The organism is Streptomyces spinoverrucosus (assembly GCF_015712165.1).
GTDB classification, from domain to species: domain Bacteria; phylum Actinomycetota; class Actinomycetes; order Streptomycetales; family Streptomycetaceae; genus Streptomyces; species Streptomyces spinoverrucosus_A.
The window spans coordinates 815698-840237 of sequence record NZ_JADPZX010000001.1 but is presented as its reverse complement, the minus strand read 5'-3'; the positions used below and the strand labels follow the sequence as shown (position 1 = coordinate 840237).

The 24540-nt window shown below is 71.3% G+C and carries 22 protein-coding genes; 13 read left to right on the top strand and 9 right to left on the bottom strand.

Annotated features, from left to right (window positions below):
- Window positions 1-54: 54 nt before the first annotated feature.
- On the top strand, window positions 55-1089 hold the full coding sequence (locus I2W78_RS03905; protein WP_196456967.1) for a LacI family DNA-binding transcriptional regulator: 1035 nt from the start codon (window positions 55-57) through the stop codon (window positions 1087-1089).
- Window positions 1090-1103: 14 nt separating this feature from the next.
- Here I2W78_RS03905 and I2W78_RS03900 read toward each other — a convergent pair whose 3' ends face one another.
- Window positions 1104-1889, bottom strand: coding sequence for a VOC family protein (locus I2W78_RS03900; RefSeq protein ID WP_196464395.1), 786 nt, complete (start codon window positions 1887-1889; stop codon window positions 1104-1106).
- A gap of 251 nt (window positions 1890-2140) precedes the next feature.
- On the opposite strand from I2W78_RS03900, the gene I2W78_RS03895 reads away from it, so the two are divergent.
- Entirely contained in the window at window positions 2141-2386 is a 246-nt protein-coding gene (locus I2W78_RS03895) for a WhiB family transcriptional regulator (protein ID WP_196456965.1), read from the top strand.
- 33 nt (window positions 2387-2419) lie between these two features.
- Here I2W78_RS03895 and I2W78_RS03890 read toward each other — a convergent pair whose 3' ends face one another.
- From I2W78_RS03890 to I2W78_RS03875, 4 genes are all read right to left on the bottom strand, one after another.
- Window positions 2420-3394, bottom strand: a complete 975-nt coding sequence (locus I2W78_RS03890; RefSeq protein WP_196456963.1) for an acyl-ACP desaturase — start codon at window positions 3392-3394, stop codon at window positions 2420-2422.
- Between the two features lie 216 nt (window positions 3395-3610).
- The gene (ddaH, locus tag I2W78_RS03885) at window positions 3611-4387 is read right to left on the bottom strand and encodes a dimethylargininase (RefSeq protein ID WP_196456961.1); all 777 of its coding nucleotides are present in this window, start codon (window positions 4385-4387) and stop codon (window positions 3611-3613) included.
- Window positions 4388-4573: 186 nt separating this feature from the next.
- On the bottom strand, window positions 4574-6196 hold the full coding sequence (locus I2W78_RS03880; protein WP_196456959.1) for an ABC-F family ATP-binding cassette domain-containing protein: 1623 nt from the start codon (window positions 6194-6196) through the stop codon (window positions 4574-4576).
- Window positions 6197-6534: 338 nt separating this feature from the next.
- A complete protein-coding gene (locus I2W78_RS03875; protein WP_196456957.1) occupies window positions 6535-6951 on the bottom strand; it encodes an SsgA family sporulation/cell division regulator in 417 nt (138 codons plus the stop codon).
- A gap of 231 nt (window positions 6952-7182) precedes the next feature.
- Here I2W78_RS03875 and I2W78_RS03870 point away from each other — a divergent pair, with 231 nt between their 5' ends.
- The 3 genes from I2W78_RS03870 to mmpA all read left to right on the top strand — a co-directional run bounded on the left by I2W78_RS03870 (window position 7183) and on the right by mmpA (window position 8507).
- On the top strand, window positions 7183-7506 hold the full coding sequence (locus I2W78_RS03870) for a plasmid stabilization protein (protein WP_196456956.1): 324 nt from the start codon (window positions 7183-7185) through the stop codon (window positions 7504-7506).
- A gap of 57 nt (window positions 7507-7563) precedes the next feature.
- The gene (locus tag I2W78_RS03865) at window positions 7564-8259 is read left to right on the top strand and encodes an endonuclease V (RefSeq protein ID WP_196456955.1); all 696 of its coding nucleotides are present in this window, start codon (window positions 7564-7566) and stop codon (window positions 8257-8259) included.
- 101 nt (window positions 8260-8360) lie between these two features.
- A complete protein-coding gene (mmpA, locus tag I2W78_RS03860) occupies window positions 8361-8507 on the top strand; it encodes a morphogenic membrane protein MmpA (RefSeq protein ID WP_196464836.1) in 147 nt (48 codons plus the stop codon).
- A gap of 11 nt (window positions 8508-8518) precedes the next feature.
- On the opposite strand, the gene I2W78_RS03855 is transcribed toward mmpA, so the two are convergent.
- Window positions 8519-9709 (bottom strand): saccharopine dehydrogenase family protein, encoded by a 1191-nt coding sequence (locus I2W78_RS03855; protein WP_196456954.1) that lies wholly within the window; start codon window positions 9707-9709, stop codon window positions 8519-8521.
- 313 nt (window positions 9710-10022) lie between these two features.
- Between I2W78_RS03855 and I2W78_RS03850 the strand changes: the two genes are divergently transcribed.
- Genes I2W78_RS03850 through I2W78_RS03840 form a run of 3 tightly spaced genes read left to right on the top strand, consistent with a single transcriptional unit; the run spans window position 10023 to window position 14641 of the window.
- Window positions 10023-11213 carry a CaiB/BaiF CoA transferase family protein gene (locus I2W78_RS03850; protein ID WP_196456953.1) on the top strand — a complete coding sequence of 397 codons (1191 nt, stop codon included), beginning with the start codon at window positions 10023-10025 and terminating at the stop codon, window positions 11211-11213.
- The gene (locus tag I2W78_RS03845) at window positions 11210-12424 is read left to right on the top strand and encodes an acetyl-CoA C-acetyltransferase (protein WP_196456952.1); all 1215 of its coding nucleotides are present in this window, start codon (window positions 11210-11212) and stop codon (window positions 12422-12424) included. Before I2W78_RS03850 ends, I2W78_RS03845 begins: the two co-directional genes overlap by 4 nt.
- A gap of 33 nt (window positions 12425-12457) precedes the next feature.
- Window positions 12458-14641: a 3-hydroxyacyl-CoA dehydrogenase NAD-binding domain-containing protein gene (locus I2W78_RS03840; RefSeq protein ID WP_196456950.1), complete on the top strand. Its 2184-nt coding sequence runs from the start codon at window positions 12458-12460 to the stop codon at window positions 14639-14641.
- Here the strand turns inward: I2W78_RS03840 and I2W78_RS03835 are convergent.
- Window positions 14627-15334, bottom strand: a complete 708-nt coding sequence (locus I2W78_RS03835; RefSeq protein WP_196456948.1) for a MerR family transcriptional regulator — start codon at window positions 15332-15334, stop codon at window positions 14627-14629. The genes I2W78_RS03840 and I2W78_RS03835 overlap by 15 nt on opposite strands.
- Window positions 15335-15604: 270 nt before the next feature.
- On the opposite strand from I2W78_RS03835, the gene I2W78_RS03830 reads away from it, so the two are divergent.
- Genes I2W78_RS03830 through I2W78_RS03820 form a run of 3 tightly spaced genes read left to right on the top strand, consistent with a single transcriptional unit; the run spans window position 15605 to window position 18519 of the window.
- A complete protein-coding gene (locus I2W78_RS03830) occupies window positions 15605-17071 on the top strand; it encodes an amino acid permease (RefSeq protein WP_196456946.1) in 1467 nt (488 codons plus the stop codon).
- A 42-nt stretch (window positions 17072-17113) separates the two neighbouring features.
- Entirely contained in the window at window positions 17114-17602 is a 489-nt protein-coding gene (locus I2W78_RS03825) for a macro domain-containing protein (RefSeq protein ID WP_196456944.1), read from the top strand.
- The gene (locus tag I2W78_RS03820; RefSeq protein ID WP_196456942.1) at window positions 17599-18519 is read left to right on the top strand and encodes a PfkB family carbohydrate kinase; all 921 of its coding nucleotides are present in this window, start codon (window positions 17599-17601) and stop codon (window positions 18517-18519) included. Before I2W78_RS03825 ends, I2W78_RS03820 begins: the two co-directional genes overlap by 4 nt.
- A gap of 120 nt (window positions 18520-18639) precedes the next feature.
- Here the strand turns inward: I2W78_RS03820 and I2W78_RS03815 are convergent, their stop codons facing one another.
- A complete protein-coding gene (locus I2W78_RS03815; protein ID WP_196456940.1) occupies window positions 18640-20163 on the bottom strand; it encodes a M1 family metallopeptidase in 1524 nt (507 codons plus the stop codon).
- A 215-nt stretch (window positions 20164-20378) separates the two neighbouring features.
- Between I2W78_RS03815 and I2W78_RS03810 the strand changes: the two genes are divergently transcribed.
- A complete protein-coding gene (locus I2W78_RS03810) occupies window positions 20379-22325 on the top strand; it encodes a Xaa-Pro dipeptidyl-peptidase (protein ID WP_196456938.1) in 1947 nt (648 codons plus the stop codon).
- Between the two features lie 129 nt (window positions 22326-22454).
- Here I2W78_RS03810 and I2W78_RS03805 read toward each other — a convergent pair whose 3' ends face one another.
- Window positions 22455-23417 carry an FAD-dependent oxidoreductase gene (locus I2W78_RS03805; protein ID WP_196456936.1) on the bottom strand — a complete coding sequence of 321 codons (963 nt, stop codon included), beginning with the start codon at window positions 23415-23417 and terminating at the stop codon, window positions 22455-22457.
- Window positions 23418-23483: 66 nt separating this feature from the next.
- Between I2W78_RS03805 and I2W78_RS03800 the strand changes: the two genes are divergently transcribed.
- A complete protein-coding gene (locus tag I2W78_RS03800) occupies window positions 23484-24506 on the top strand; it encodes an oxidoreductase (RefSeq protein ID WP_196456934.1) in 1023 nt (340 codons plus the stop codon).
- Window positions 24507-24540: the final 34 nt, after the last annotated feature.

Genomic DNA, 24540 nt, shown 5'->3' with positions numbered 1-24540 from the left:
CAGCTCCTGGCGTGCCGTTATCCTGATCGGCAAGCGCCGGTGAGGAGTTCCGAAGTGTCCGAGGCAGTGTCGCGTCCCACGCTGGAGGCCGTGGCCGCCCTGGCCGGGGTGTCGCGGGCCACCGTCTCGCGGGTGGTCAACGGCGGGAACGGGGTGCGTGAGCCGCTGGCCGAGCGGGTGCGGCGGGCCGTCGAGGAACTCGGGTACGTCCCCAACCAGGCTGCCCGCACCCTGGTGACCAAGCGGCACGACGCCGTCGCCGTCGTCATCGCCGAGCCGGAGACCCGCGTCTTCGCCGACCCCTTCTTCGCGCTCCAACTCCGCGGCATCAGCCAGGAGCTGACCGCCCACGACAACCAACTCGTGCTGCTGCTCACGGAAGGCCGCGACGACCACGCCCGCGTCGGCCGCTATCTCGCCGGCGGACATGTCGACGGCGCGCTGGTGTTCTCCCTGCACCTCGACGACGCCCTGCCCGGACTGATCCAGGGCGCAGGCGTCCCGACCGTGTTCGGCGGTCGCCCCGGCTGGAGCGACGGCACCCGCAGCGCGGTGTACGTCGACAGCGACAACCGGGGCGGTGCCCGCGAAGCCGTACGCCATCTCGTCGGCCTGGGCCGCAGACGCGTCGCGCACATCGCCGGGGCCCTCGACCAGACGTCGGCGGTGGACCGGCTCGACGGCTTCCGGGACGTCATGGCCGGCACCGACCCGCGACTGATCGTGGAGGGCGACTTCACCCCGGCCGGGGGTGAGCGGGCAATGCGCGAACTCCTGGACCGCCGCCCCGACCTGGACGCCGTGTTCGCCGCCAACGACCTCATGGCCGCGGGCGCCCTGCGCGTGCTGCGGGAGCACGGGCGGCGCGTCCCCGACGACGTCGCCGTCGTCGGCTTCGACGACATGCTCACCGTCGCCGAGCAGACCGACCCGCCGCTCACCACGATCCGTCAGGACATCGAGGAGATGGGGCGCCTGATGGCCCGCCTCCTGCTCCGCCGCCTCAGCCGGCAACCCGACGCGCCAGGGACAGACGCGGCGACCGGTGTCGTCCTGTCGACGACGCTCGTACGCCGCGCCTCCGCATAACAGGAGGCTATGGCTCAACTCTGCGGCTGCGCGCTCCTGATCACCGCGAAGCGGGCGCCGAACGGGTCGGCCAGCTTGGCGATGCGGCCCACGTCCGGCAGGTCCATGGCCTCCATCCGGACCGTGCCGCCCAGCTGCCGCGCCTTGCTCACCGCGGCGTCCGTGTCGGTGACCTCGAAGTACGGCAGCCAGTAGGCGGTGTCCTCGGAGGGGTCGTCGGGCAGCGGGACCAGGCCGCCGAACATGGCGTCCTCACCTTCCCCGGCCGGGTTCACGCACGTGTACGAGCCGCCCGGGAAGTTCACCGCCGACGTCTCCCAGCCGAGCAGCCTGTTGTAGTAGCCGGCGGCCGCCGCGATGTCCGGTGTGTACAGCTCCAGCCAGCACAGTGTGCCGGGCTCGTTCATCACGTCCACGCCCTTGTTCAGCCCCGGCTGCCAGATGCCGAACGGCACGCCCTGCTGGTCGGCCAGGAGGGCCATGTGGCCCTGGCCCATCACGTCCATGGGCTCCATGAGCACCCGCCCGTGCGCCTGTTCGGCCGTCTTGGCCGAGGCCTGCGCGTCCGGGCTCTGGAAGTACACCGTCCAGGACGGCGGGCCCTGCTCTCCGGTGGTCTGCATCGCGCCGGCGACGGTCCTGTCGTCCAGCTGGAAGAAGCCGTAGCCGCCGGCCTCGGGCCCCGCCGACCGGAACTCCCAGCCGAAGAGACCGCCGTAGAAGTGGATGGCGCCGTCGATGTCGGAGGTGCCGACATCGATCCAGTTCGGAGCGCCGTTGACGAAACGGGTGGTGAGCATCATTGCCTCCGGGAAGGGCCCGTTGCCTGCAGTGCCGAGTCTTGCACCGCCCACTGACAATCGCGTGCCGAACCCCCGCGGCAGGTCACCATCAGTGACAGACAGGACTCTTCCCGTTTTCAACCGCCCCCGCGCGCCGCCGTGCGCCACGTCCCGCCACGCGGGCATCATCAGGGCGGCCGGAGGCCCTCGTCCCCGGCGTTGAGCCCGCGTTGATCGAACGTTTTTCACGCCTCGGCACGCTCTGAGGCATGCACTTCGAAACCATCACCCCCGCGGACACCGCCTGGCAGGGCCAGGCGCTGTGCGCTCAGACCGGGGCGGACTTCTTCTTTCCCGAGCCGGGCAGCTCGGTGCGCGAGGCGAAGCGCATCTGCGGCCTGTGCGAGATGCGCACCGCCTGCCTCGACTACGCCCTGGCCAACGACGAACGCTTCGGCGTCTGGGGCGGCCTGTCCGAGAAGGAACGGCTCCAACTCCGCCGTACGTCCTCCTGACGGACGCGGACGCGGACACCGTCACCCGAGGCGTCAGACCGCCCGGCGTGCCGCCATCCGCGCCTTGCGCGCCGCCAGCTTCTCGTCGAACTTGCGGGCCTCCGTGTCCAGCCCGTTCATGAACAGGCCGAGCTCCTCCTGCGCCTTGACGCCCTCGGGGCCGAGGCCGTCGATCTCCAGGACCTTCAGGAAGCGCAGCACGGGCTGGAGCACGTCGTCGTGGTGGATGCGCAGGTTGTAGACCTCACCGATGGCCATCTGCGCGGCGGCCCGTTCGAAGCCGGGGATGCCGTGGCCGGGCATGCGGAAGTTGACGACGACGTCCCGTACCGCCTGCATGGTCAGGTCGGGCGCGAGCTCGAAGGCCGCCTTGAGCAGGTTCCGGTAGAAGACCATGTGCAGGTTCTCGTCGGTCGCGATCCGCGCCAGCATCCGGTCGCAGACCGGGTCGCCCGACTGGTGGCCGGTGTTGCGGTGCGAGATACGGGTCGCGAGCTCCTGGAAGGCGACGTAGGCGATCGAGTGCAGCATCGAGTGCCGGTTGTCCGACTCGAAGCCCTCGCTCATGTGCGACATCCGGAACTGCTCCAGCTTGTCCGGGTCCACCGCGCGCGAGGTGAGCAGGTAGTCGCGCATCACGATGCCGTGCCGGCCCTCCTCGGCGGTCCAGCGGTGCACCCAGGTGCCCCAGGCGCCTTCGCGGCCGAAGAGCGAGGCGATCTCGTGGTGGTAGCTGGGCAGGTTGTCCTCGGTCAGCAGATTGACCACCAGCGCGATCCGGCCGATCTCGGTGACCTTGGACTGCTCCTTGTCCCAGGCCTCGCCGTCCTCGAAGAGGCCGGGGAAGTTACGGCCGTCGGTCCACGGCACGTACTCGTGCGGCATCCAGTCCTTGGCCACCTTCAGATGGCGGTTGAGTTCCTTCTCGACCACTTCCTCCAGGGCGTACAGCAGCCGGGCGTCGGTCCAGACGGAGGGGCTGCCGAGGTGCGGAGAGGTGATCGTCACGGGTACTCCAGGGGGACGTCGAACAAAGGCAGTCGGGCCGGCGAGCGGCGCCGGAACCTACGGGATCGTAGGCTACGAGACCGTAGGTTACGAAGCCGTAGGTTAAGCGCGCTGTAAAGAGTGCTGTTCAGACCCTCTTCCCAGGGGTCGCACAGGCATCCGGACAGCACCGGGATTCCCAGGTCCCGGGGCCTGTCCGGCGTGGACCTCACCCGGTCAGGCATACAGCTCCCGCAGCCGCACCGAGAGGCATGTCACACACCCTTCGAGCTTCTCGAACTCGCTGATGTCGACCACGACCGGCGTGTAGCCGAGGTCCGAGAACAGCTCGGCGGTCTTCGGGGCGCTGGCCGCCATCAGCAGCTTGTCGCCGCCGAGCAGCACCACGTGCGAGCCGGAGGCCTCCGGCACATGCAGGAAACGCCCGAAGAGGGACGGCGTGTCCATCAGCGGGATGTGCCCGATCACGGTCCCGTCGGGCAGCGCCGTGACCGCGGACTTCAGGTGCAGCACCTTGCTGACGGGCACGGCGACCACGCGCGCCCCCAGCGGCTCGAAGGCGGCCCGCAGCTGCTGGACGCCGGCGGCGTTGGTGCGGCCGCCGCGGCCGACGTAGATCGTGTCGCCGATCTTCAGTACGTCACCCCCGTCCAGCGTGCCGGGCTCCCAGATCCAGTTCACCGAGCAGCCCAGCCGGGCGACGACCTCCTCGACGCCCGCGGCCTCCTCCCGTCGGGACTCGGCGCCGGAGCGCGCGATCAGGGCGACGTTCTTGTACATGACCACGGTGTCCTCGACGAACACCGCGTCCGGGCAGTCGTCGGCCGGATCGACCTCGACGGTCTCCCAGCCGTGCGTGCGCAGCGCCTCCGCGTACGCCTCCCACTGCCGGACCGCGAGCTCGACGTCGGCCTTCTCCCGCTGGATGTGCGTCACCAGGCCTTCGGTGAGGCGCGGGCCGGGGCGACGGATGAGGGCCTTCTTGCTGGGCACGGGCGGTCTCCGTATCGGATGGGGCGGTCTTGCTGGGTCGGTTACCCGGGTGTGGCCGAAACCTGTCGGGGTCGGCCGACATCATGCAGGGACATTGTCGGAGACGACAGCCCCGTGGCCCGCACGGGTCACACCCGGTCGCCGACCGTGAAGAACCCCGGCGCCCGGTCGGCCGTCACCTCCGGGCTAGGCGGGATGTCCGACAGCTTCTGGCGTGGTTTCCTTGAGTGCTCCGTCCAGCAGCAGCCACCGCGTGATTCCGATCGACTCCAGGAACGGCATGTCGTGGCTGGCCACGATCAGCGCCCCTTCGTACGACTCCAGGGCCGTGGTGAGCTGCCGCACGCTCGCCATGTCCAGGTTGTTCGTCGGCTCGTCCAGCATCAGCAGCTGCGGCGCCGGTTCCGCCAGCATCAGCGCGGCCAGCGTCGCCCGGAAGCGTTCACCGCCGGACAGCGTGCCCGCCTGCTGGTCGGCCCGGGCACCCCGGAACAGGAAGCGGGCGAGCCTGGCCCGGATCCGGTTGTTGGTGGCGCCCGGCGCGAACCGGGCCACGTTCTCGGCGACCGTCAGCCCGCCGTCGAGGACGTCGAGGCGCTGCGGCAGAAAGCGGAGCGGCACATGGGCCGTCGCCTCGCCCGCGACCGGCCGCAGCTCCCCGGCGATGGTGCGCAGCAGCGTCGACTTGCCCGCGCCGTTGCGCCCGACCAGCGCGATCCGCTCGGGACCGTGCAGATCGAAGCCGCCCTCGACCCGGGCGCCGTACGCGAGCTCCAGGTCCCGCAGGGTGAGCACGCTCCGGCCCGGCGGCACGGCCGTGTACGGCAGGTCGACGCGGATCTCGTCGTCGTCCCGCACCGCCTCCACCGCCTCGTCGAGGCGCTCCCGTGCCTCGGCGAGCTTCTCCTCGTGCATGATGCGGTGCTTGCCCGCGGAGACCTCCGCCGCGCGCTTGCGCGCCCCCATGACGATCTTCGGCTCGCGCTTCTGCTCGTACATCTTCTGGCCGTACCGCTTGCGGCGGGCCAACTTGGCCTGGGCGTCGGCCAGTTCGCGCTTCTGCTTGCGGAAGTCGGCCTCGGCGACCCGCGCCATCCGCTCGGCGGCGGCCTGCTCGACCTCCAGTGCGTCCTCGTACGCCGAGAAGTTGCCGCCGTACCAGGTGATCTCGCCGGAGCGCAGATCGGCGATCTGGTCGACCAGTTCGAGCAGCTCACGGTCGTGGCTGACCACCACCATGACGCCGGGCCAGGCCGCGACGGCCGTGTACAGCCGCCTGCGCGCGTACAGGTCGAGGTTGTTGGTGGGCTCGTCCAGCAGCAGGACGTCCGGCCGGCGCAGCAGCAGCGCGGCCAGCCGCAGCAGGACGGACTCCCCGCCGGAGACCTCGCCGATGGTGCGGTCGAGGTCGACATGGCCGAGGCCGAGCTCGCCCAGGGTGGCCAGGGCGCGCTCCTCGACGTCCCAGTCGTCGCCGACGGTCTCGAAGTGCTCCTCGGCCACGTCACCGGCCTCGATGGCGTGCAGCGCGGCACGCCGGTCGGCGATGCCGAGGGCCTCGTCGACGCGCAGGGCGGTGTCCAGGGTGACGTTCTGCGGGAGGTAGCCCACCTCGCCCGCGACGCGTACGGCGCCGTCCGCCGGGGTGAGATCGCCGGCGATCAGTTTCAGCAGGGTCGACTTCCCCGATCCGTTGACGCCGACGAGCCCGGTCCGGCCGGGGCCGAAGGAGGCGTCGAGGCCGTCGAAGACGGAGGTGCCGTCGGCCCAGGCGAAGGAGAGGGACGTACAGGTGATCGAAGTATGCATACGGGCCTCGCGGTTGCTTGATGCGGTCAGGGGCAACGCGTGTCGAGACACCGGAAGGCGGCGACCACCGGGCGGGCCGTGGGGCCCGGAGGGGAGAACCCTTGGGTGGGGGAGAACGAGAAAAGCCCTGCTCCGCAAGGACGGCTCGAACGCCGAGGTCGCACGCGGCGTGCACACCGGACGGGTGTGACGCGGTGTCTCAGGACCTCAGACGAGCAACGTCCTTCTCCAATCGGCGGCAACAGAACCGCTGTACACCGTACGAGGGGCGCCGGGGCCTGTCAACGGATTAACGGGCGTCCGCGTCCAGGGCTCACCGGCACATCGGAAGGGGTGGGTCAGCAGGCGTCCCGCATCAGCTCGGCCAGGTCGTGGTCCAGGTCGAGGTAGGCGTGCTCCAGGCCCTCGGGCACCAGCATGCGCGTCGCCTGCAGGAACCGGCGCAGCTCGCCCGAGCGGACGTGCACCACTGCGATGCCCTCGGCGGCGTGGAACTCCAGCACCGTGCGGTCGTAGCCGTACGGCCGCACGCGCACGTCGCCCTGGCCCTCGGGGCCGAGCAGACCGGCCGCCAGCAGTTCACGGGAGAAGGTCCAGCAGACCTCCTCGTCCTCCAGCGTGGCCTGGGCCGGGAACGTCATACGGATCGCGAACGGGTCGGTCAGCGCGTAGCTCAGCGTCGCGGGGATGCTCGGCATCCGCGGCGCGGCGGCGACGAGGCGCGCCTCGACTGTCTGCTCGATGACGGTGGACATCGCCTTGCTCCCTTGTGACGGCCGGACGGACTTCCGGTGATGAGGCCGGGCACTGGGTGAGACGACGGAATCGGCGCATGCGTGCACACGCGCGTGGGGTGACCTCCGTCACCGTAGCCCCCTCTTGCGGCAGGGCGCGTCGCCCGTCTGGAGAGCTGGCCGCGCCCGGAATGCCGTATTCACCCACGATGGGGGTACTCGTTCGCCCAACGTGAGAGGAAGTGAGCGGACATGCCAAGCGGTTCGAGCCCCAAACAGGAACGCCAGTATGAGCACATCAAGAAGAGTGCTCAGGAGCGGGGCGAGAGCACGGGTCGCGCCAAGGAGATCGCGGCGCGCACGGTGAACAAGGAACGCGCCCGGTCCGGCGAGTCCAAGACCGCGAGCCGTACGTCCATCCAGGACATGTCGTCCGGCAAGCGGGGCGGCCAGCGGTCCGGCAAGGGGTCCCAGGGGCCCACCTACGACCAGCTGTACGAGGAGGCCAAGCGGCGCAACATCCACGGCCGTTCGGACATGAACAAGCAGCAGCTGCAGCAGGCCCTCGGTAAGTGAACCGATCCCGGGCGGCCCGGCGTACGGGCCGCCCGGCCCCGTACCCTCGTCACCACCATGACGACGACCGTTCGCATCCCCGAAGGCTGGCCCACCACCGAGGAAGAGGCCCGCGCGGTCCAGGACGAGTTGCGCCGGAGGGTGGTGCTGGACGAGCCCGGGCCGCCGCCCGGCACGGGTCACGTCACCGGCGTCGACGTCGCCTACGACGACGAGCGGGACGTGGTGGCGGCCGCGGCCGTCGTGCTGGACGCGGCCACCCTCGACGTCGTCGCCGAGGCCACCGCCGTCGGACGGATCTCCTTCCCGTACGTGCCCGGCCTGCTCGCCTTCCGCGAGATCCCCACCGTCCTGGCCGCCCTCGACGCCCTGCCCCGCCCGCCGGGCCTGGTGGTCTGCGACGGCTACGGCCTCGCCCACCCGCGCCGCTTCGGGCTCGCCAGCCACCTCGGCGTCCTCACCGGCCTGCCCACGATCGGCGTCGCCAAGAACCCGTTCACCTTCACCTACGCCGACCCGGCACCCGCGCGCGGGTCGTCGTCCCCGCTGCTGGCGGGCGACGAGGTGGTCGGCCGCGCCCTGCGCACCCAGCAGGGCATCAAGCCGGTGTACGTGTCGGTCGGGCACCGCGTCGGCCTGGACACGGCGTGCGCCCATGTCCTGCGGCTCAGCCCGCGCTACCGCCTGCCGGAGTCGACCCGCCACGCCGACGCCCTGTGCCGCCGCGCCCTGCGGGAGGCCACCGTCGGCTGAGCCGACCGCGGCGTCCGTGAGTACGTGCGCGTGCGGGCCGGGGGCCTTCTGAGTACGCGTACGGATGCCGGCGCGGCGTCATGATCGGCAGGGTGGGCCGCATGACGACGCACCGTGCCCCCAAGCCCCTCGCCCACCCCAGCCGCCCCGTCGAACGTGCCGTGACGCTGGCGCTGGTCCTGGCCGTACTGGCCGGTCTCGGCTGGATCGCCGGGATGATCTACACGCTGGCGCAGTGGTCGATGTAACGGGGCTGTGACTACCGGCTCGCGGCCACCCGGAACGTGATCCCCGCCGCGCGCAGCCGTTCCAGCAGGGCGTCGCCCATCGCCACCGCCGTGGTGACCTGCCCGGCGGTCGGCGGGAGGTCGTCGAAGGCCAGCGACAGCGCCCCCTCGGCGAACATCTTCGCCGTCTCGCCGTACCCGGGGTCGCCGCCCGCGACCTCGGTGAACACCTTCCGGCCGCCGCCCTCACCCACGAAGCGCACGGAGAACCAGCTCTTCGCCCGCTTCTCGGCGCTCGGCCCCTCCCCGGGCCTGAGCCGGCCGGACAACCAGCGCCGGGCGGGCGGCAGTTGGGCGGCCGCCACGACCGCGCCCAGCGCCGCGACCCCGCCCACCGCTACCGGCAGCCGCCGTACGGCGGCGTAGTGCCGGTAGCGGAAGTCGGGACCGTACCGATCCAGAGCCTTCGCCGACCGGCGCACGATCTGCGGGTCGATGGTCGGCAGCGGCAACGCCCAGGAGCGCACCTCGGGGACGAACCGCGGCGCCCCGTTCGGCGTCGTCGCCCGCCGCCCCACCAGCCGCGGCTCGTGCCGGTGCCGTTCCCGCGCGGCGGCCGCCATCTGCCGGGCCCGCGCGAACTGGTTCAGCGCGGAGGCGAAGGTCCCGCCCGAGAAGGCCGCGTCGGCGGTCACGAACCCGTCCACCGTCAGCGGCACGCCCTCCGGCAACTGCTGGACGGTGTAGTACACGCCCAGGTCGTGCGGCACCGAGTCGAACCCGCAGGCGTGCACCAGCCGCGCACCGGTCTCCCGCGCGCGTGCGTCATGACGGACGTACACCAGGTCGACGAACTCGGGCTCACCCGACAGGTCGACATAGTCCGTACCCAGGTCCGCGCAGGCGGCCACGAGTTCCTCGCCGTACGTCACATAGGGGCCCACCGTCGTGGCCACCACGCGCGCGTGCCCGGCGAGTCGGCGCAGCGAGGCCGGTTCGCTCACGTCGGCCCGCAGCACTCCGATCTCCGCGCCCTGCGGCGACTGCTCCCGCAGTCGCTCGCGCAGCCGCGCCAGCTGAAGTTCGCTCCGGCCGGCGACGGCCCAGCGCAGGTCCTTCGGGGCGTGCGCGGCGAGGTACTCGGCCGTGAGCGTCCCGACGAACCCCGTGGCTCCGAAGAGCACGATGTCGTACGGACGGTCCGCCTTCGTCGGCTTGCTCATGACACCCCTCGCTTCCGCAGCCCGCGCCGCTGTCGGTGGCTGAGGCTAGCGTGAGGAGTGCGGAGCCCGACGACGAGCCCGGAGGTGGACGGTGACCGTGCCCAGGAACGCCCTGAAGAAGTGGGAGAAAGTACGCGAGTTCGCGCTGACGACACCACCCACGCCCACGCCCTGACCGTCCCGGGCGCCGAGCCGCCGACCGCCTGGCACCCTGGATGTCTAAGCGCTTGCTCGTTCAGGCCTTGTGCCCACTGAAACCCGTTCTTACCATCACCGGTGTTACATCAGTTGTGTCACAGCGACAGGGGGCTGGATGACCACGGCAAAGACGCCGCCACCGCACGGCCCGCTCACCGGCGTCCGCGTGGTCGAGCTGGCCGGGATCGGCCCGGGCCCGTTCGCCGCGATGCTCCTCGCCGACCTCGGCGCCGACGTCGTCCGCGTGGACCGCCCCGGCGGCACCGGCCTCGCGATCGACCCCGACTACGACATCACCAACCGCAACAAGCGCTCGGTGGTCGTCGACCTCAAGTCCCCGGACGGCCCCGCCCGTGTCCTGGACCTCGCGGCCCGCGCCGACATCCTGATCGAGGGCTACCGCCCCGGCGTCGCCGAGCGCCTCGGCGTCGGCCCCGAGGCCTGCCACGCCCGCAACCCCGCCCTCGTCTACGGCCGGATGACCGGCTGGGGCCAGGAGGGCCCCCTCGCCCACCGCGCCGGCCACGACATCGCCTACATCGCGCTGACCGGCACCCTCGGCATGATCGGCCGCCCCGACGAGGCCCCGGCCGTCCCCGCCAACCTGGTCGGCGACTACGCGGGCGGCTCCCTGTACCTGGTCGTCGGCGTCCTCGCCGCCCTGCACCACGCCCGCGCCACCGGCACCGGCCAGGTCGTCGACGCCGCCATCGTCGACGGAGCCACCCACCTCGCCGCGATGATCCACGGCATGCTCGCCGCCGGCGGCTGGCAGGACCGGCGCGGCGCCAACCTTCTCGACGGCGGCTGCCCGTTCTACGGCACCTACGAGACGGCCGACGGCCAGTACATGGCGGTGGGCGCGCTGGAGCAGCAGTTCTACGACGAGTTCGTCACGCTGCTCGGCATCGCCGACCAGGCCCCGGCCCGCAAGGACGTCACCCGCTGGGGCGAACTGCGCGAGGCCGTCGCCGCCCGCTTCAAGACCCGTACGAGGGACGAGTGGACGGCCCTCTTCGAGGGCACCGAGGCCTGCGTGGCGCCCGTACTGTCGCTGCGCGAGGCCCCGCACCACCCGCACCTCGCCGCGCGCGGCACCTTCACCGACCACGGCGGCATCACCCAGCCGGCCCCCGCACCCCGCTTCTCCGCCACCCCGACCGCCGTCCGGACCGGCCCGGCACAGCCCGGTGCCGACACCGCGGAGGTGGCCCGCGACTGGGACGTACCCGGCCTCCTGACACCAGGCGGGTCCCCGACGTCCGAAGCCCTCTCGACAGCCCCTCACCGAAAGGCCCCCCAGTGACCACCGAAGCGTACGTGTACGACGCGATCCGCACCCCGCGCGGACGGGGCAAGGCGAACGGCGCCCTGCACGGCACCAAGCCCATCGACCTGGTCGTCGGACTCATCCACGAACTCCGCGACCGTTTCCCGAGCCTGGACCCCGCCGCCATCGACGACATCGTGCTCGGTGTGGTCGGCCCGGTGGGCGACCAGGGCTCCGACATCGCCCGGATCGCCGCCGTCGCCGCCGGACTGCCGGACACGGTGGCGGGCGTGCAGGAGAACCGCTTCTGTGCGTCCGGCCTGGAGGCCGTCAACATGGCCGCGATGAAGGTCCGTTCGGGCTGGGAGGACCTCGTCCTCGCGGGCGGCGTCGAGTCGATGTCCCGGGTGCCGATGGCCTCGGACGGCGGCGCCTGGTTCAACGACCCGATGACCAACCTCGCGGTGAACTTCGTCCCGCAGGGCATCGGCGCCGACCTGATCGCCACCGTCGAGGGCTTCTCCCGCCGCGACGTCGACGAGTACGCGGCGCTGTCGCAGGAACGGGCGGCGACGGCCTGGAAGGAGGGCCGCTTCGAGCGCTCGGTCGTGCCGGTGAAGGACCGCAGCGGCCTGGTCGTCCTCGACCACGACGAGCACATGCGCCCCGGCACCACCGCCGACTCGCTCGCCAAGCTGAAGCCGTCGTTCGCGGACATCGGCGACCTGGGCGGCTTCGACGCGGTGGCGCTGCAGAAGTACCACTGGGTGGAGCAGATCGACCACGTGCACCACGCGGGCAACTCCTCCGGCATCGTCGACGGCGCCGCCCTCGTCGCGATCGGCTCCAAGGAGGTGGGGGAGCGCCACGGCCTCACCCCGCGCGCGCGGATCGTCTCCGTCGCCGTCTCCGGCTCCGAGCCCACCATCATGCTCACCGGCCCCGCCCCCGCCACCCGCAAGGCGCTCGCCAAGGCCGGGCTCACCATCGACGACATCGACCTCGTCGAGATCAACGAGGCCTTCGCCGCGGTCGTCCTGCGCTTCGTGAAGGACATGGGCCTGTCCCTGGACAAGGTCAACGTCAACGGCGGCGCCATCGCCCTAGGCCACCCGCTCGGCGCCACCGGCGCGATGATCCTCGGCACCCTCGTCGACGAACTGGAGCGCCAGGACAAGCGGTTCGGCCTCGCCACGCTGTGCGTCGGCGGCGGCATGGGCATCGCCACCGTCGTCGAGCGCGTCTGACCGGCCCGTCCCAGATCCCGATACGGAGAAGCAATGACCGAGAGCACCACCATCCGCTGGGAGCAGGACGAGACCGGCGTCGTCACCCTCGTCCTCGACGACCCGGGCCAGTCCGCGAACACCATGAACCAGGCGTTCCGGGACTCCCTTGCCGCGATCACGGACCGGCTGGAGGCCGAGAAGGAAGCGATCCGCGGCATCATCTTCACCTCCGCCAAGAAGACCTTCTTCGCCGGCGGCGACCTGCGCGACCTGATCCGCGTCACCCCCGAGACCGCCCAGGAGCTGTTCGACGGCGGACTGGCGATCAAGCGCGACCTGCGCCGCATCGAGACCCTGGGCAAGCCGGTCGTCGCCGCGATGAACGGCGCGGCCCTGGGCGGCGGTTACGAGATCGCCCTCGCCTGCCACCACCGCGTCGCCCTCGACGCGCCCGGCTCCAAGATCGGCTGCCCCGAGGTCACCCTCGGCCTGCTGCCCGGAGGCGGCGGCGTGGTCCGCACGGTCCGCCTGCTGGGCATCGCCGACGCCCTCCTCAAGGTGCTCCTCCAGGGCACCCAGTACAGCCCTGGGCGCGCGCTGGAGAACGGCCTGATCCACGAGGTGGCGTCGACCCCGGAGGAGATGCTCGCCAAGGCGCGCGCCTTCATCGACGCCAACCCCGAGTCCCAGCAGCCCTGGGACCGGCCGGGCTACAAGATCCCCGGCGGCACGCCCGCCAACCCCAAGTTCGCCGCCAACCTGCCCGCCTTCCCGGCCAATCTGCGCAAGCAGACGAACGGCGCCCCCTACCCGGCGCCGCGCAACATCCTCGCGGCCGCCGTCGAGGGCTCCCAGGTCGACTTCGAGACCGCCCAGGTCATCGAGGCCCGCTACTTCGTGGAACTGGCGGCAGGCCAGACCTCGAAGAACATGATCCAGGCGTTCTTCTTCGACCTCCAGGCCGTCAACTCCGGCGCCAACCGCCCCAAGGGCATCGAGTCCCGCCAGGTCCGCAAGGTCGCCGTCCTCGGCGCCGGGATGATGGGCGCCGGCATCGCCTACTCGTGCGCCCGCGCCGGCATCGAGGTCGTCCTGAAGGACGTCTCCCTGGAGGCCGCCCTCAAGGGCAGGAGCTACTCCGAGAAGCTGTGCGCCAAGGCCGTCGCCAAGGGCCGTACGACGCAGGAGAAGGCCGACGCGCTGCTGGCCCGCATCGCGCCCACCGCCGAGGTCCAGGACCTCGCGGGCTGCGACGCGGTGATCGAGGCCGTCTTCGAGGACACCTCGCTCAAGCACAAGGTCTTCCAGGAGATCGAGCAGGTCGTCGCGCCGGACGCGCTGCTGTGCTCCAACACCTCCACGCTGCCCATCACCGCCCTCGCCGAGGGCGTCGAGCGCCAGGGCGACTTCATCGGGCTGCACTTCTTCTCGCCGGTCGACAAGATGCCGCTGGTCGAGATCATCAAGGGCGAGCGGACCGGCGACGAGGCCCTCGCCCGGGCCTTCGACCTGGTCCGGCAGATCAACAAGACGCCGATCGTCGTCAACGACTCGCGCGGCTTCTTCACCTCCCGGGTGATCGGCCACTTCATCAACGAGGGCGTGGCGATGGTCGGCGAGGGCATCGAGCCCGCGTCCGTCGAACAGGCGGCGGCCCAGGCGGGCTACCCGGCCAAGGTGCTGTCCCTGATGGACGAGCTGACGCTCACGCTCCCGCGCAAGATCCGCAACGAGACGAAGCGGGCCGTGGAGGAGGCGGGCGGCACCTGGACCCCGCACCCGGCGGAGGCCGTCATCGACCGCATGGTCGACGAGTTCGGCCGCACCGGCCGCAGCGGCGGCGCCGGCTTCTACGAGTACGGGGAGGACGGCAAGCGCGCGGGGCTGTGGCCCGGACTGCGGGAGCACTTCACGCGCGCCGGCGCCGAGATCCCCTTCCGGGACATGCAGGAGCGGATGCTCTTCTCCGAGGCGCTCGACACCGTCCGCCTGCTGGAGGAGGGCGTGCTGACGTCGGTCGCCGACGCCAACATCGGTTCCATCTTCGGCATCGGCTTCCCGGGCTGGACCGGCGGCGTCCTGCAGTACATCAACGGCTACGAGGGCGGCCTGCCCGGCTTCGTGGCCCGCGCGCGTGAGCTCGCCGAGCGCTACGGGGACCGCTTCACGCCGCCGGCGCTGCTGGTGGAGAAGGCGGAGAAGGGGGAGCCGTTCAGCGACTCAGCCCGATCCTGACTCCGTGAGCCACTCGCCCAGCTCCTCCTTCAGAGACCGCTGGAAGGTCGTCAGGAGCGCCTGCACCACCAAGGGGTGCATGTGGGCGGACAGGGACTTCACGTCCCGCGTCCCACGCTCCGACACCTCACCGCGGAAGAGCTGGGCGAGCTCGTGAGCCGCGGCGCGCGAGTGTTCGACGAGGACCTTGCGCGCCGCCAGGACCGCCTCCTGCGAGAGCGGCACGTCCAGCAGCCGGACGCCGAGCCGCAGCAGACCGAGGTCGACGTCGTACGCGTCGCCGCTCCCGGTCCGTACGACGTCCATCGCGGCCAGCCGCTCGACCTCACCGTCGGTCAGGGACCGCCCCGCCCGCCGCTCCAGCTCCGCACGCGTCACCGTCTCCACCGTGTCCGGCGCCCAGGAGGCCACCACCGCGCGGTGCAGGGCGAGGTCGTGGGCGGTGAGGTCCGGCGGCAGCTGACGCAGGTACCGCTCGATCGCGGCCAGCGTCATGCCCTGCTGCCGCAGCTCCTCGATCAGCGCCAGCCGGGCCAGATGCTCCCGCCCGTAGTGCCCCACGCGCCGCGGACCGATCACCGGAGGCGGCAGCAGACCCTTGGTGCCGTAGAAGCGGACCGTGCGCACCGTGACACCGGCCCGGGCGGCCAGCTCGTCGATCGTGAGGGGCGGCTCCTCGGTGTCGGTCGTCATGTGCAGCAGTATCGCTGTCTCACCAGTGCTGTGAAACCTCGTACGCACCGTGTGACGCACTCTGTGATGAACCGAAGGTGATCGTGGGATGGCTGTGCGATGACCGTGTGAGAAGCAACGCTCTGTGACGTGGGCCACCGTTGGACGGCCGATTCATGTGGGAAGGTGCTGCCTTGGTCTGTGCCACGTCACGAGCGGGGTGACGGACCGGAGTCACGTACGGACACCCGAGCGCACGACGTTCGGGCGCACCAGAGAGTGGTACCACCCGTGAGCAAGGACGCCGTGGACACGGCCAAGGTCACCGCCGGGAACGGGGCGACCACGACGCCCGCGGACGCGGGCGACGCCGGCTACAGCAAGGACCTCAAGGCCCGCCACGTCAACATGATCGCCATCGGCGGTGCCATCGGCACCGGCCTCTTCCTGGGCGCCGGTGGCCGCCTGCACAACGCCGGCCCGGCGCTCGCGCTGGCCTACCTCGTCTGTGGCGTCTTCGCCTTCTTCGTCGTCCGGGCCCTGGGCGAGCTGGTCCTGTACCGGCCGTCGTCCGGGTCCTTCGTGTCGTACGCGCGCGAGTTCCTCGGTGAGAAGGGCGCGTACGTCGCCGGCTGGATGTACTTCCTGAACTGGTCGACGACCGGCATCGCCGACATCACCGCGATCGCGCTCTACACGCACTACTGGAGCATGTTCACCGACATCCCGCAGTGGGTGCTGGCGCTGATCGCCCTGGCGGTGGTCCTGGCGGTGAACCTGATCTCGGTGAAGATCTTCGGCGAGATGGAGTTCTGGTTCGCGATCATCAAGGTCGCCACGCTGGTCGGCTTCATGTTCGTCGGCATCTTCCTGCTGGCCACCCAGCACGAGGTGGGCGGCCAGACCCCCGGCCTCAGCGTGATCACCGACAACGGCGGCGTCTTCCCGCACGGCCTGATGCCCGTCGTCCTCGTCATGCAGGGCGTGATCTTCGCGTACGCCGCTCTGGAGCTCGTCGGTGTCGCGGCGGGCGAGACCGCCGAGCCGGAGAAGGTCGTCCCGCGCGCGGTGAACTCGATCATGTGGCGCGTCGGCCTGTTCTACGTCGGCTCGGTCGTCCTGCTGGCCCTGCTGCTTCCCGGCTCGGTCTACTCGGCCGACCAGAGCCCCTTCGTCACGGTCCTGTCGAAGATCGGCATCCCCGCGGCCGGCGATGTGATGAACCTGGTCGTGCTGACCGCGGCGATGTCGTCCCTCAACTCCGGTCTGTACTCCACGGGCCGCATCCTGCGCTCCATGGCCATGGCGGGCTCGGCCCCGAAGTTCACCGCCCGCATGAACCGCAGCCAGGTGCCCTACGGCGGCATCCTGCTGACCTGCGCGGTGTGCGTGCTCGGCGTCGGCCTGAACTTCCTGATGCCGGCCCAGGCCTTCGAGATCGTGCTGAACGTCGCCTCGCTCGGCATCATCAGCACCTGGGTGATCATCATGGTCTGCCACCTGATCTTCGTCCGCCGCGCCAAGGCGGGCCTGGTGGAGCGGCCGCACTTCCGCCTTCCCGGCAGCCCGGTCACGGAGATCGCCACGATCGTCTTCCTGCTGGCCTGCCTCGGCATGATGTGGAACGACCCCGAGGTCGGCCGCAAGACCCTGCTGCTCATCCCGCTCATCGCCGTCGCCCTGGTCGCCGGCTGGTTCGGCATCCGCCGCCGGGTCTCCCAGACGGTGGACCAGGAGCTGACGAAGCTCACGAAGTAGCAACTCGCGGCCACTGTCAGTGGCATCGCCTACGGTGGCGTCATGTCGGAGATCAACTATGTCCGGGGTGACGCCACCGTTCCGTCGGTGAAGGGCGTCAAGCTGATCGCCCATGTCTGCAACGACATCGGCGGCTGGGGCAAGGGCTTCGTCCTGGCCCTGTCGCACCGCTGGCCGGAGCCGGAGGCGGCCTACCGCGCCTGGCACCGCGACCGCGCGTCGAACGACTTCGGACTGGGCGCCGTCCAGTTCGTGCAGGTCGAGCCGTACGTCTGGGTGGCCAACATGATCGGCCAACGCGGTATTCGCACGGGCAGCAAGGGCGTTCCCGTGCGCTACGAGGCGATCGACACCGCGCTCGGCGGTCTCGCCGACAAGGCGGCCGAACTGCACGCCTCGGTCCACATGCCCCGGATAGGGTGCGGCCTGGCCGGTGGCAAGTGGTCCCGCGTGGAACCCCTCATCGCCGAGCGGCTGGTGCGGCGGGGCATCGCCGTGACGGTCTACGACCACGGGGACGGCGTCAGTTGAGCACCGACACGGACGTTCTCGTGCTGGGCGGCGCCGGCGTGGACACCATCGTGTACGTGCCAAAGCTGCCGCTTCCGTACGCCGACAGCTACATGATCGAGGACGGCATCCGCACCCGCGCGGGCCAGACCGGGGACTTCGTCGCCCTCGGCCTGAGCGCGCTGGGCCTGCGCACCCACCACCTCGACCTGCTCGGCGACGACCCCGAGGGCGACCTGGTGCGGGCCCTGCACCGCGAGACGGGCATCGCCCTCACCGCGATCCCGCAGCCCGCCGGCACCAAGCGCGCGGTCAACCTCGTCGGCCCCGACGGCAGGCGCCTCTCCCTGTACGACACGAGCCGCTCGCACGCCGACGACCGGCTGCCCGAGGCGACGGTCCGGGCGCTGGCGGCCTCGAGCCGCCACGTCCATGTCTCCATCACCCACCCGTGCGCGCACGCCCTGCCCGTCCTCCACGACACCGGCGTGCCCCTCTCCACCGACCTGCACGACTGGGACGGCGAGAACCCCTACCACGAGCCCTTCGCCCTGGCCGCGGACATCGTCTTCCTCTCCGCCGCCGCCCTCACCGACCCCGAACGCACCATGCGCCGCATCACCGAGCGCGGCCGCGCACAGCTCGTCGTCGCCACGGCCGGCGCCGCAGGCGCGTACCTCCTCGCCGACGGCGAACTGACCCATGTCCCGGCGGCTGCGCCCCCCGCCCCGGTGGTGGACTCCAACGGCGCGGGCGACGCCTTCGCCGCGGCCTTTCTCTTCGGCCACCTGAGCGGCGAACCGCCCCGCCGCTGCGCCCTGTACGGCGCGGTGGCCGGCGCCCATGCGTGCACCGTCCCGTCCACCGAGACGGCCGCGATAGGGCGTGACGCGCTCCTTGAACGCGCCGCCGAGGCGGACGACGGAAAATGCGGGTGAGGACAGCAGCCCGCCTGCGGACGACCGGCCCCTCGGCGCCTGTGGCAGTCAGACGCCCCCGGGCCGTGTCCGTCACGGGCTCGCATCACCGGCGTGCCCGTCGTCCGTTACGCGTTCGCGCTACTCGGCGTGCCCGTGCTCATGGTCGTGCACGCCATTGGTCGCCGCGATCTTCTTCCACGACTTCGGCTGCTCCGGCGCCCCCTTCGCCCCCAGCGCCCGCGCCGAGATGGCGGCCTCCCGCGCCGCCGGCGCCCCCGGCTTCGACGGCTGGAACAGCCAGGTGTCGAACAGCGCGGTCAGCCGCTTCCCGGACACCCGCTCCGCGTACTTGTGGAAGTCGGCGACCGAGGCGTTGCCGTGGGCGTACTGCTGCGGCCAGCCCTTGAGGACGGCGAAGAAGTCCTCGTCGCCGATCGCGTTGCGCAGCGCCTGCAGGGCCAGCGCACCCCGGTCGTACACGGCCAGGTGGAACTGGTTCTCCGGCCCCGGGTCCCCGGGACGGACCGTCCAGAACGGATCGTCCGCCGGACGCGACGCGTACACGTAGTCCGCGATCTCCTGCGCCGTCCCCTCGCCCTCGTGCTCGGACCACAGCCACTGCGCGTACCGGGCGAAGCCCTCGTTGATCCAGATGTCCTTCCAGCGGGACACCGACACCAGGTCGCCGTACCACTGGTGGGCCAGCTCGTGCACGACCACGGACGTGTTCGACCCGTTCGCGAACTGCCGCGGGCTGTAGAAGGGCCGGGTCTGCGTCTCCAGCGCGTACCCGGTGGTGGTGTTCGGCACGTAGCCGCCGAGGGCGTTGTAGGGATACGGCCCGAAGTAGTCGGTCAGCCAGTCGGCGATCTCGGCGGTCCGCTCGATGCTGGCCCGTGCCGCTCCGGCGTTGTCGCCCAGGTCCTTGCTGTAGGCGTTGATGACCGGAATGCCGCTGTCCGTGGTCGCGGTCGTCACGTCGAACCTGCCGACCGCGAGCGTGGCGAGGTAGGTGGCCTGCGGCTTGTTGGAGCGCCAGCTGTAGCGGGTCCAGCCGGCCCGTGAACTCGTCGACTGGAGCGTGCCGTTGGAGATGGCCTGCGTGCCGTCCGGCACCTGCACCGAGATGTCGTACGTGGCCTTGTCCAGCGGGTGATCGTTGCTCGGGAACCACCACCACGCCGACTCGGGCTCCCCGGCCGCGACCCCGCCGTCCGGCGTCCGCAGCCAGCTGGTGAAGCCGTAGGCCTCCTTCGACGACGGCACCCCGCTGTACCGGACCACCACGGTGACGGACGTTCCCTTGGCCAGCGGCTTGCTCGGTGTGACCTCCAGTTCGTGCTCGCCCGAGGTCGCGAACGCCGCCTTCGCGCCGTTGACCCGCACCTCGCTCACCTCCAGCAGGAAGTCCAGGTTGAACCGGGACAGCTCCTGCGTGGTCCGGGCCAGCAGGGTCGCCGTACCCTCCAGCCGGTCGCCCGCCGGCTGGTACTTCAGCCTGAGGTCGTAGTGGGAGACGTCGTATCCGCCGTTGCCGTACGCCGGGTAGTAGGGGTCGCCGATGCCCGGAGCGCCGGGGGAGTGGCTCGCGGCCGATGCCGGGATCGCCAGCAGAAGGGAGGCCGCAGCGAGTGCGCCCGGCGTGGTGAGTCTGCGGTGCACTGAAGCTCCAAGTCGTAGGGGCGGGAGGAAGGTTCGGAGCCTATTCAGGCCCAGGCGCAACTGCCCTGTCCACAACAACCGGTGTCACAAGATCGCCATTCGGCCTTCATCCACCCGGATGCCCCAACGTCCGATTCCGGCCACCCGAGGTCTGCTCTGAGGACACATCAGCTGCCCCCTGTCGCACGCCCGTTGACGGCGGTACCGTCCGGCGCATGCCGAAACGCATGCGTCGCACGATCTTCAGACCGCTCGTCACGGCGGCCACCGCCGCCCTGACGGCCACTCTGCTCACGCCCGTCACGGCGCACACCGCGCCCCGCACGAGCCAACCCGTCTACTCGTACGAGAACGCCGTCCGTGAGGCCGTCTGGGTCGACACCGGCCTCGACGCGGACGGCGACGGAGAGTCCGACCGCGTCGCCGTCGACGTCGTCCGGCCGCGCGAAGCGGCCCAGCAGGGCCGCAAGGTGCCCGTCATCATGGACGCCAGCCCGTACTACTCCTGCTGCGGGCGCGGCAACGAGAGCCAGCGCAAGACCTACGACGCCGCCGGCAACGTGGTCCAGATGCCGCTGTTCTACGACAACTACTTCGTCCCGCGCGGCTACGCCTTCGTCGGCGTCGACCTCGCCGGAACCAACCGCTCCGACGGCTGTGTCGACGTCGGCGGCCGCTCCGACATCCTCTCCGCGAAGGCCGTCGTCGACTGGCTGAACGGCCGCGCCAAGGCCTACACCACCCGCACCGGCACCACCCGCGCCAAGGCGAGCTGGACCAACGGCAGGACCGGGATGATCGGCAAGAGCTACGACGGCACCATCGCCAACGGTGTCGCGGCCACCGGTGTCGAGGGCCTGGAGACGATCGTCCCGATCGGCGCGATCTCCTCCTGGTACGACTACTACTTCGCCAAGGGCGCCCCGCTGTTCGACTCGGGCCCCGACTGGCTGTCCGACTACGTCGAGTCCCCCGACGCCCGGGCGCGCTGTGCCGGCGTTCAGCAGAAGATCGTCGCAGGAGCACCGCGTAGCGGCGACTGGACACGGTGGTGGACCGGGCGCGACTACGTGCCCGACGCCGACCGCGTCCGGGCCAGCGTCTTCGTCGTCCACGGCATGCAGGACCTCAACGTCCGCGCCAAGCACTTCGGCCAGTGGTGGAATGCCCTCGCCGAGAACGGTGTCGAGCGCAAGATCTGGCTCTCCCAGGTCGGCCACGTCGACCCCTTCGATTTCCGCCGCGCCGACTGGGTGGACACCCTGCACCGCTGGTTCGACCACGAGCTGCTCGGCTACGAAAACGGCATCGACCGCGAACCCATGGCCGACATCGAACGCCACCCCGACCAGTGGGTCACCGCGAAGACGTGGCCGCCGCGCGGCACCGACACCGTCGACCTGAAGCCGGGCAAGGGCACCCAGCCGGGCGTCGGCACCCTGGGACTGCGTACCCGCGAGGGCACCGAGACCTTCACCGACGACCCGCAGCACAGCGAGACCGACTGGGCAGCGCACATCGACCGGCCCACCCCCGACAAGGCCGGCTTCACCACGGCACCGCTCACCCGTGACCTGCGCCTGTCCGGCTCCTCCAAGGTCACTGTCACGGCGACGCCCACCACGTCCACGGCCCATCTCAGCGCTGTCCTGGTCGACCTCGGCCCCGCCAGCATCCGCGACTACGCCGACGCCGCCGAGGGCATCACCACCCTCCCCGACCGCACCTGCTGGGGCGCGAGCACGACGGGCGACAGCGCCTGCTTCAAGGAGACCCGGGCCAAGAACGCCGACGTCGACTACACCGTCGTCAGCCGCGGCTGGGCCGACCTCGGCAACCACGCCTCCGATCTCACGGGCCGCCCGCTCACCCCGGGCAAGCGATACACCATCACCCTCGACCTGGCCGCGACCGACCATGTCGTCCCGGCCGGACACCGGCTGGCGCTGATCGTCGCGGGCACCGACAAGGGCCTCATCGAGCCCCCGGCCGGCACCCCGACGCTCACGCTGGACCTGTCCCGCACGTCCGCCCGCGTCCCGCTGGTCGGCGGCGCCTCGGCGTTCGCCAAGGCCACCGCGGGCGCCAAGGCCGCCGAGCCCGCGCCCACACCGCTGGACGGCGTCCGCGGCCCACGCAACACGGCCCGCGTGCCGCACTGAGCAGGCTAGGGCCTGTCTGACAATTCCCGCCTGCCCCGCGACGCCTGGCACGCACGCTCGCCGCGTTCGCACGCACCAGACGCCGCGGGGCCCGCCCTTCGGGCGGACGACGGGAATTGTCAGCCAGGCCTAAAAGGCGGCCGGATCGGCCAACCCGGCCGCCTCCTCCGCGCACCCCCACGCCACGGTCACGCCCGCGCCCCCGTGACCGTAGTTGTGCACCAGTACCCGTCCGTCCGGCAGCAGTTCGCGCTCCAGCCGCACCGCGTCGCGCACCGGCCGCAGCCCCACCCGGTGGTCCAGCACCCGCGCCCCGGCGATCTCCGGCCGAAGGGCCGCGCACCGCCGTACGATCGCCTCGGCCACCGCCGGATCAGGCGCCGTCGACCACACGTCCTCCTCCGAGGTGCCGCCCAGCACCAGCCGCCCAGGATGCGGGAAGACATACGCCATCCCACCCGAGGCGTCCTTGGAGACGATCCAGGTGGGGATCCGGGGGTTCTCCACCACGACCAACTGCCCGCGCACGGGGCGCACGGACGCGTCCGGCACCAGCTCGCGCGCGCCCAGACCCGTGCAGTTCACCACCACCGGCGCGTCCGCCTCCGCGAGCGCCGACACCGTGCGCTCCTCCACCACTGCGCCCGCGGCCGCCAACCGCTCCCGCAGCCACGGCAGATGAGTCGACATGTCGACCAGCGGCAGCCTCGCCCACAGCCCCACCGGCCCGGCGTACTCCTCGGGTGTCGCCACCCGCAGCCCCTTCAGCCGGCCCGCCGCCCAGGAGTCCGTCTCGTCCAGATCCGTCTCGCCCATTACCCCTTCGACCAGGCGTACGCCGGTCACCTCGGGCCGCTCGGCCAGCTCCTCGTAGACGTCCAGCGAGCGCAGCGCCCACCCGCGCGCCGCCTCGGGCGGCTCGATGCGATACGGCCACCACAACGCCCCGGCAACCGCCGAGGTGGTCCGCTCGACGGGGTCCCGCGTCCACACCCGTACCCGCCGCCCGCCCTCGGCCAGCACCACGGCCGTCGTCAGCCCGATGACACCCCCACCTACGACGATCACATCGTCTTTCGTGTCACTGTTCATGTCGGGACGGTAGCGGAATGTGTCATGCCGCGATCAGAGCGCCGTAACTGTGGGGATACTCACCGTATGTCTGCCGCGTACGCGACCTTCGGCCTGGCACCGGCGATGCGTGCCGGTGGAGTTCTCGCTGACGGTGGCTACCAGGTGCACCGGGACTTCGTGGACTTCATCGTCGACGGGCGCCCGCTGCTGTTCCAGCTCTCGGACCTGGACGCCGTCTCCCCGCTCGCCTCCGACGTCCCGCCCGCCATCTTCACCGCCCAGGTGCGCAGCCTGTTGCTGGAGGCCGAGCCGCCGCTGTCCGGCGGGCGGTACGTCATCTACGGCTGCCCCGAGTGCGCGGACCTCGCGTGCGGCGCGGTCACCGCGGTGATCGAGCGAGCCGAGGACGACTACGTGTGGCGGGACTTCGCCTGGCAGACCGACGAACAGGTCGACCTGGAGCTCAACGGCTACCGGGGCTTCGGCCCGTTCCGCTTCCACGGCGACGACTACCGCGCGGCGCTGAACTCCCTGCTGGACGCCGAGGGCTCCGGCAGCCGCCGCCGCGTCCTGCTGATCGGCGCCCGCGTCGCCCTGCTCGCCAGGCTCGCCGCCGCCCTGCGCACCATCGGCATCGGCGCCGACATCACCCGCGACGCCGACGGCGTCCCCGCCGACGAACTGCGCGGCTACGGCGCCGTCGCCTTCGGCCGCGGGGTCGGTGAGGAGGAGCGCGCGGCCGTACGCCGGGCCTTCGAACGCGCCGGGGTCGAAGTGGCGTACGTCGACGGACTCGCCCCGATCGTCCCGCTGCTCGTCGCCCAGATCGAACACGCCCTCGACCGCAGCCCCGTCGAGCGGCGCCGCCTCACCCGCCTGGTCACCGCCGACGGCGAGGCGGGCGTCGAGGTCACCTCGGCCTGCCGGGTCCAGCTCACCGCGTACCGCCTCGACCGCCTCTCCCGCACCCGCGCCCACGAGGTGTTCGACGGGCTCCTGGAGCCGGGCCGCCACCGCATCCCCCTGGACGCCAAGGCCGTGAGGGGCGAGTCCTACCTGGTGGCCAGGACGGCGGGAAGCGTGCTGGTGGAGTCGATGACGCGGTGAGAACCGAGGCGACCCGAGGCCCTAGGATCGACGG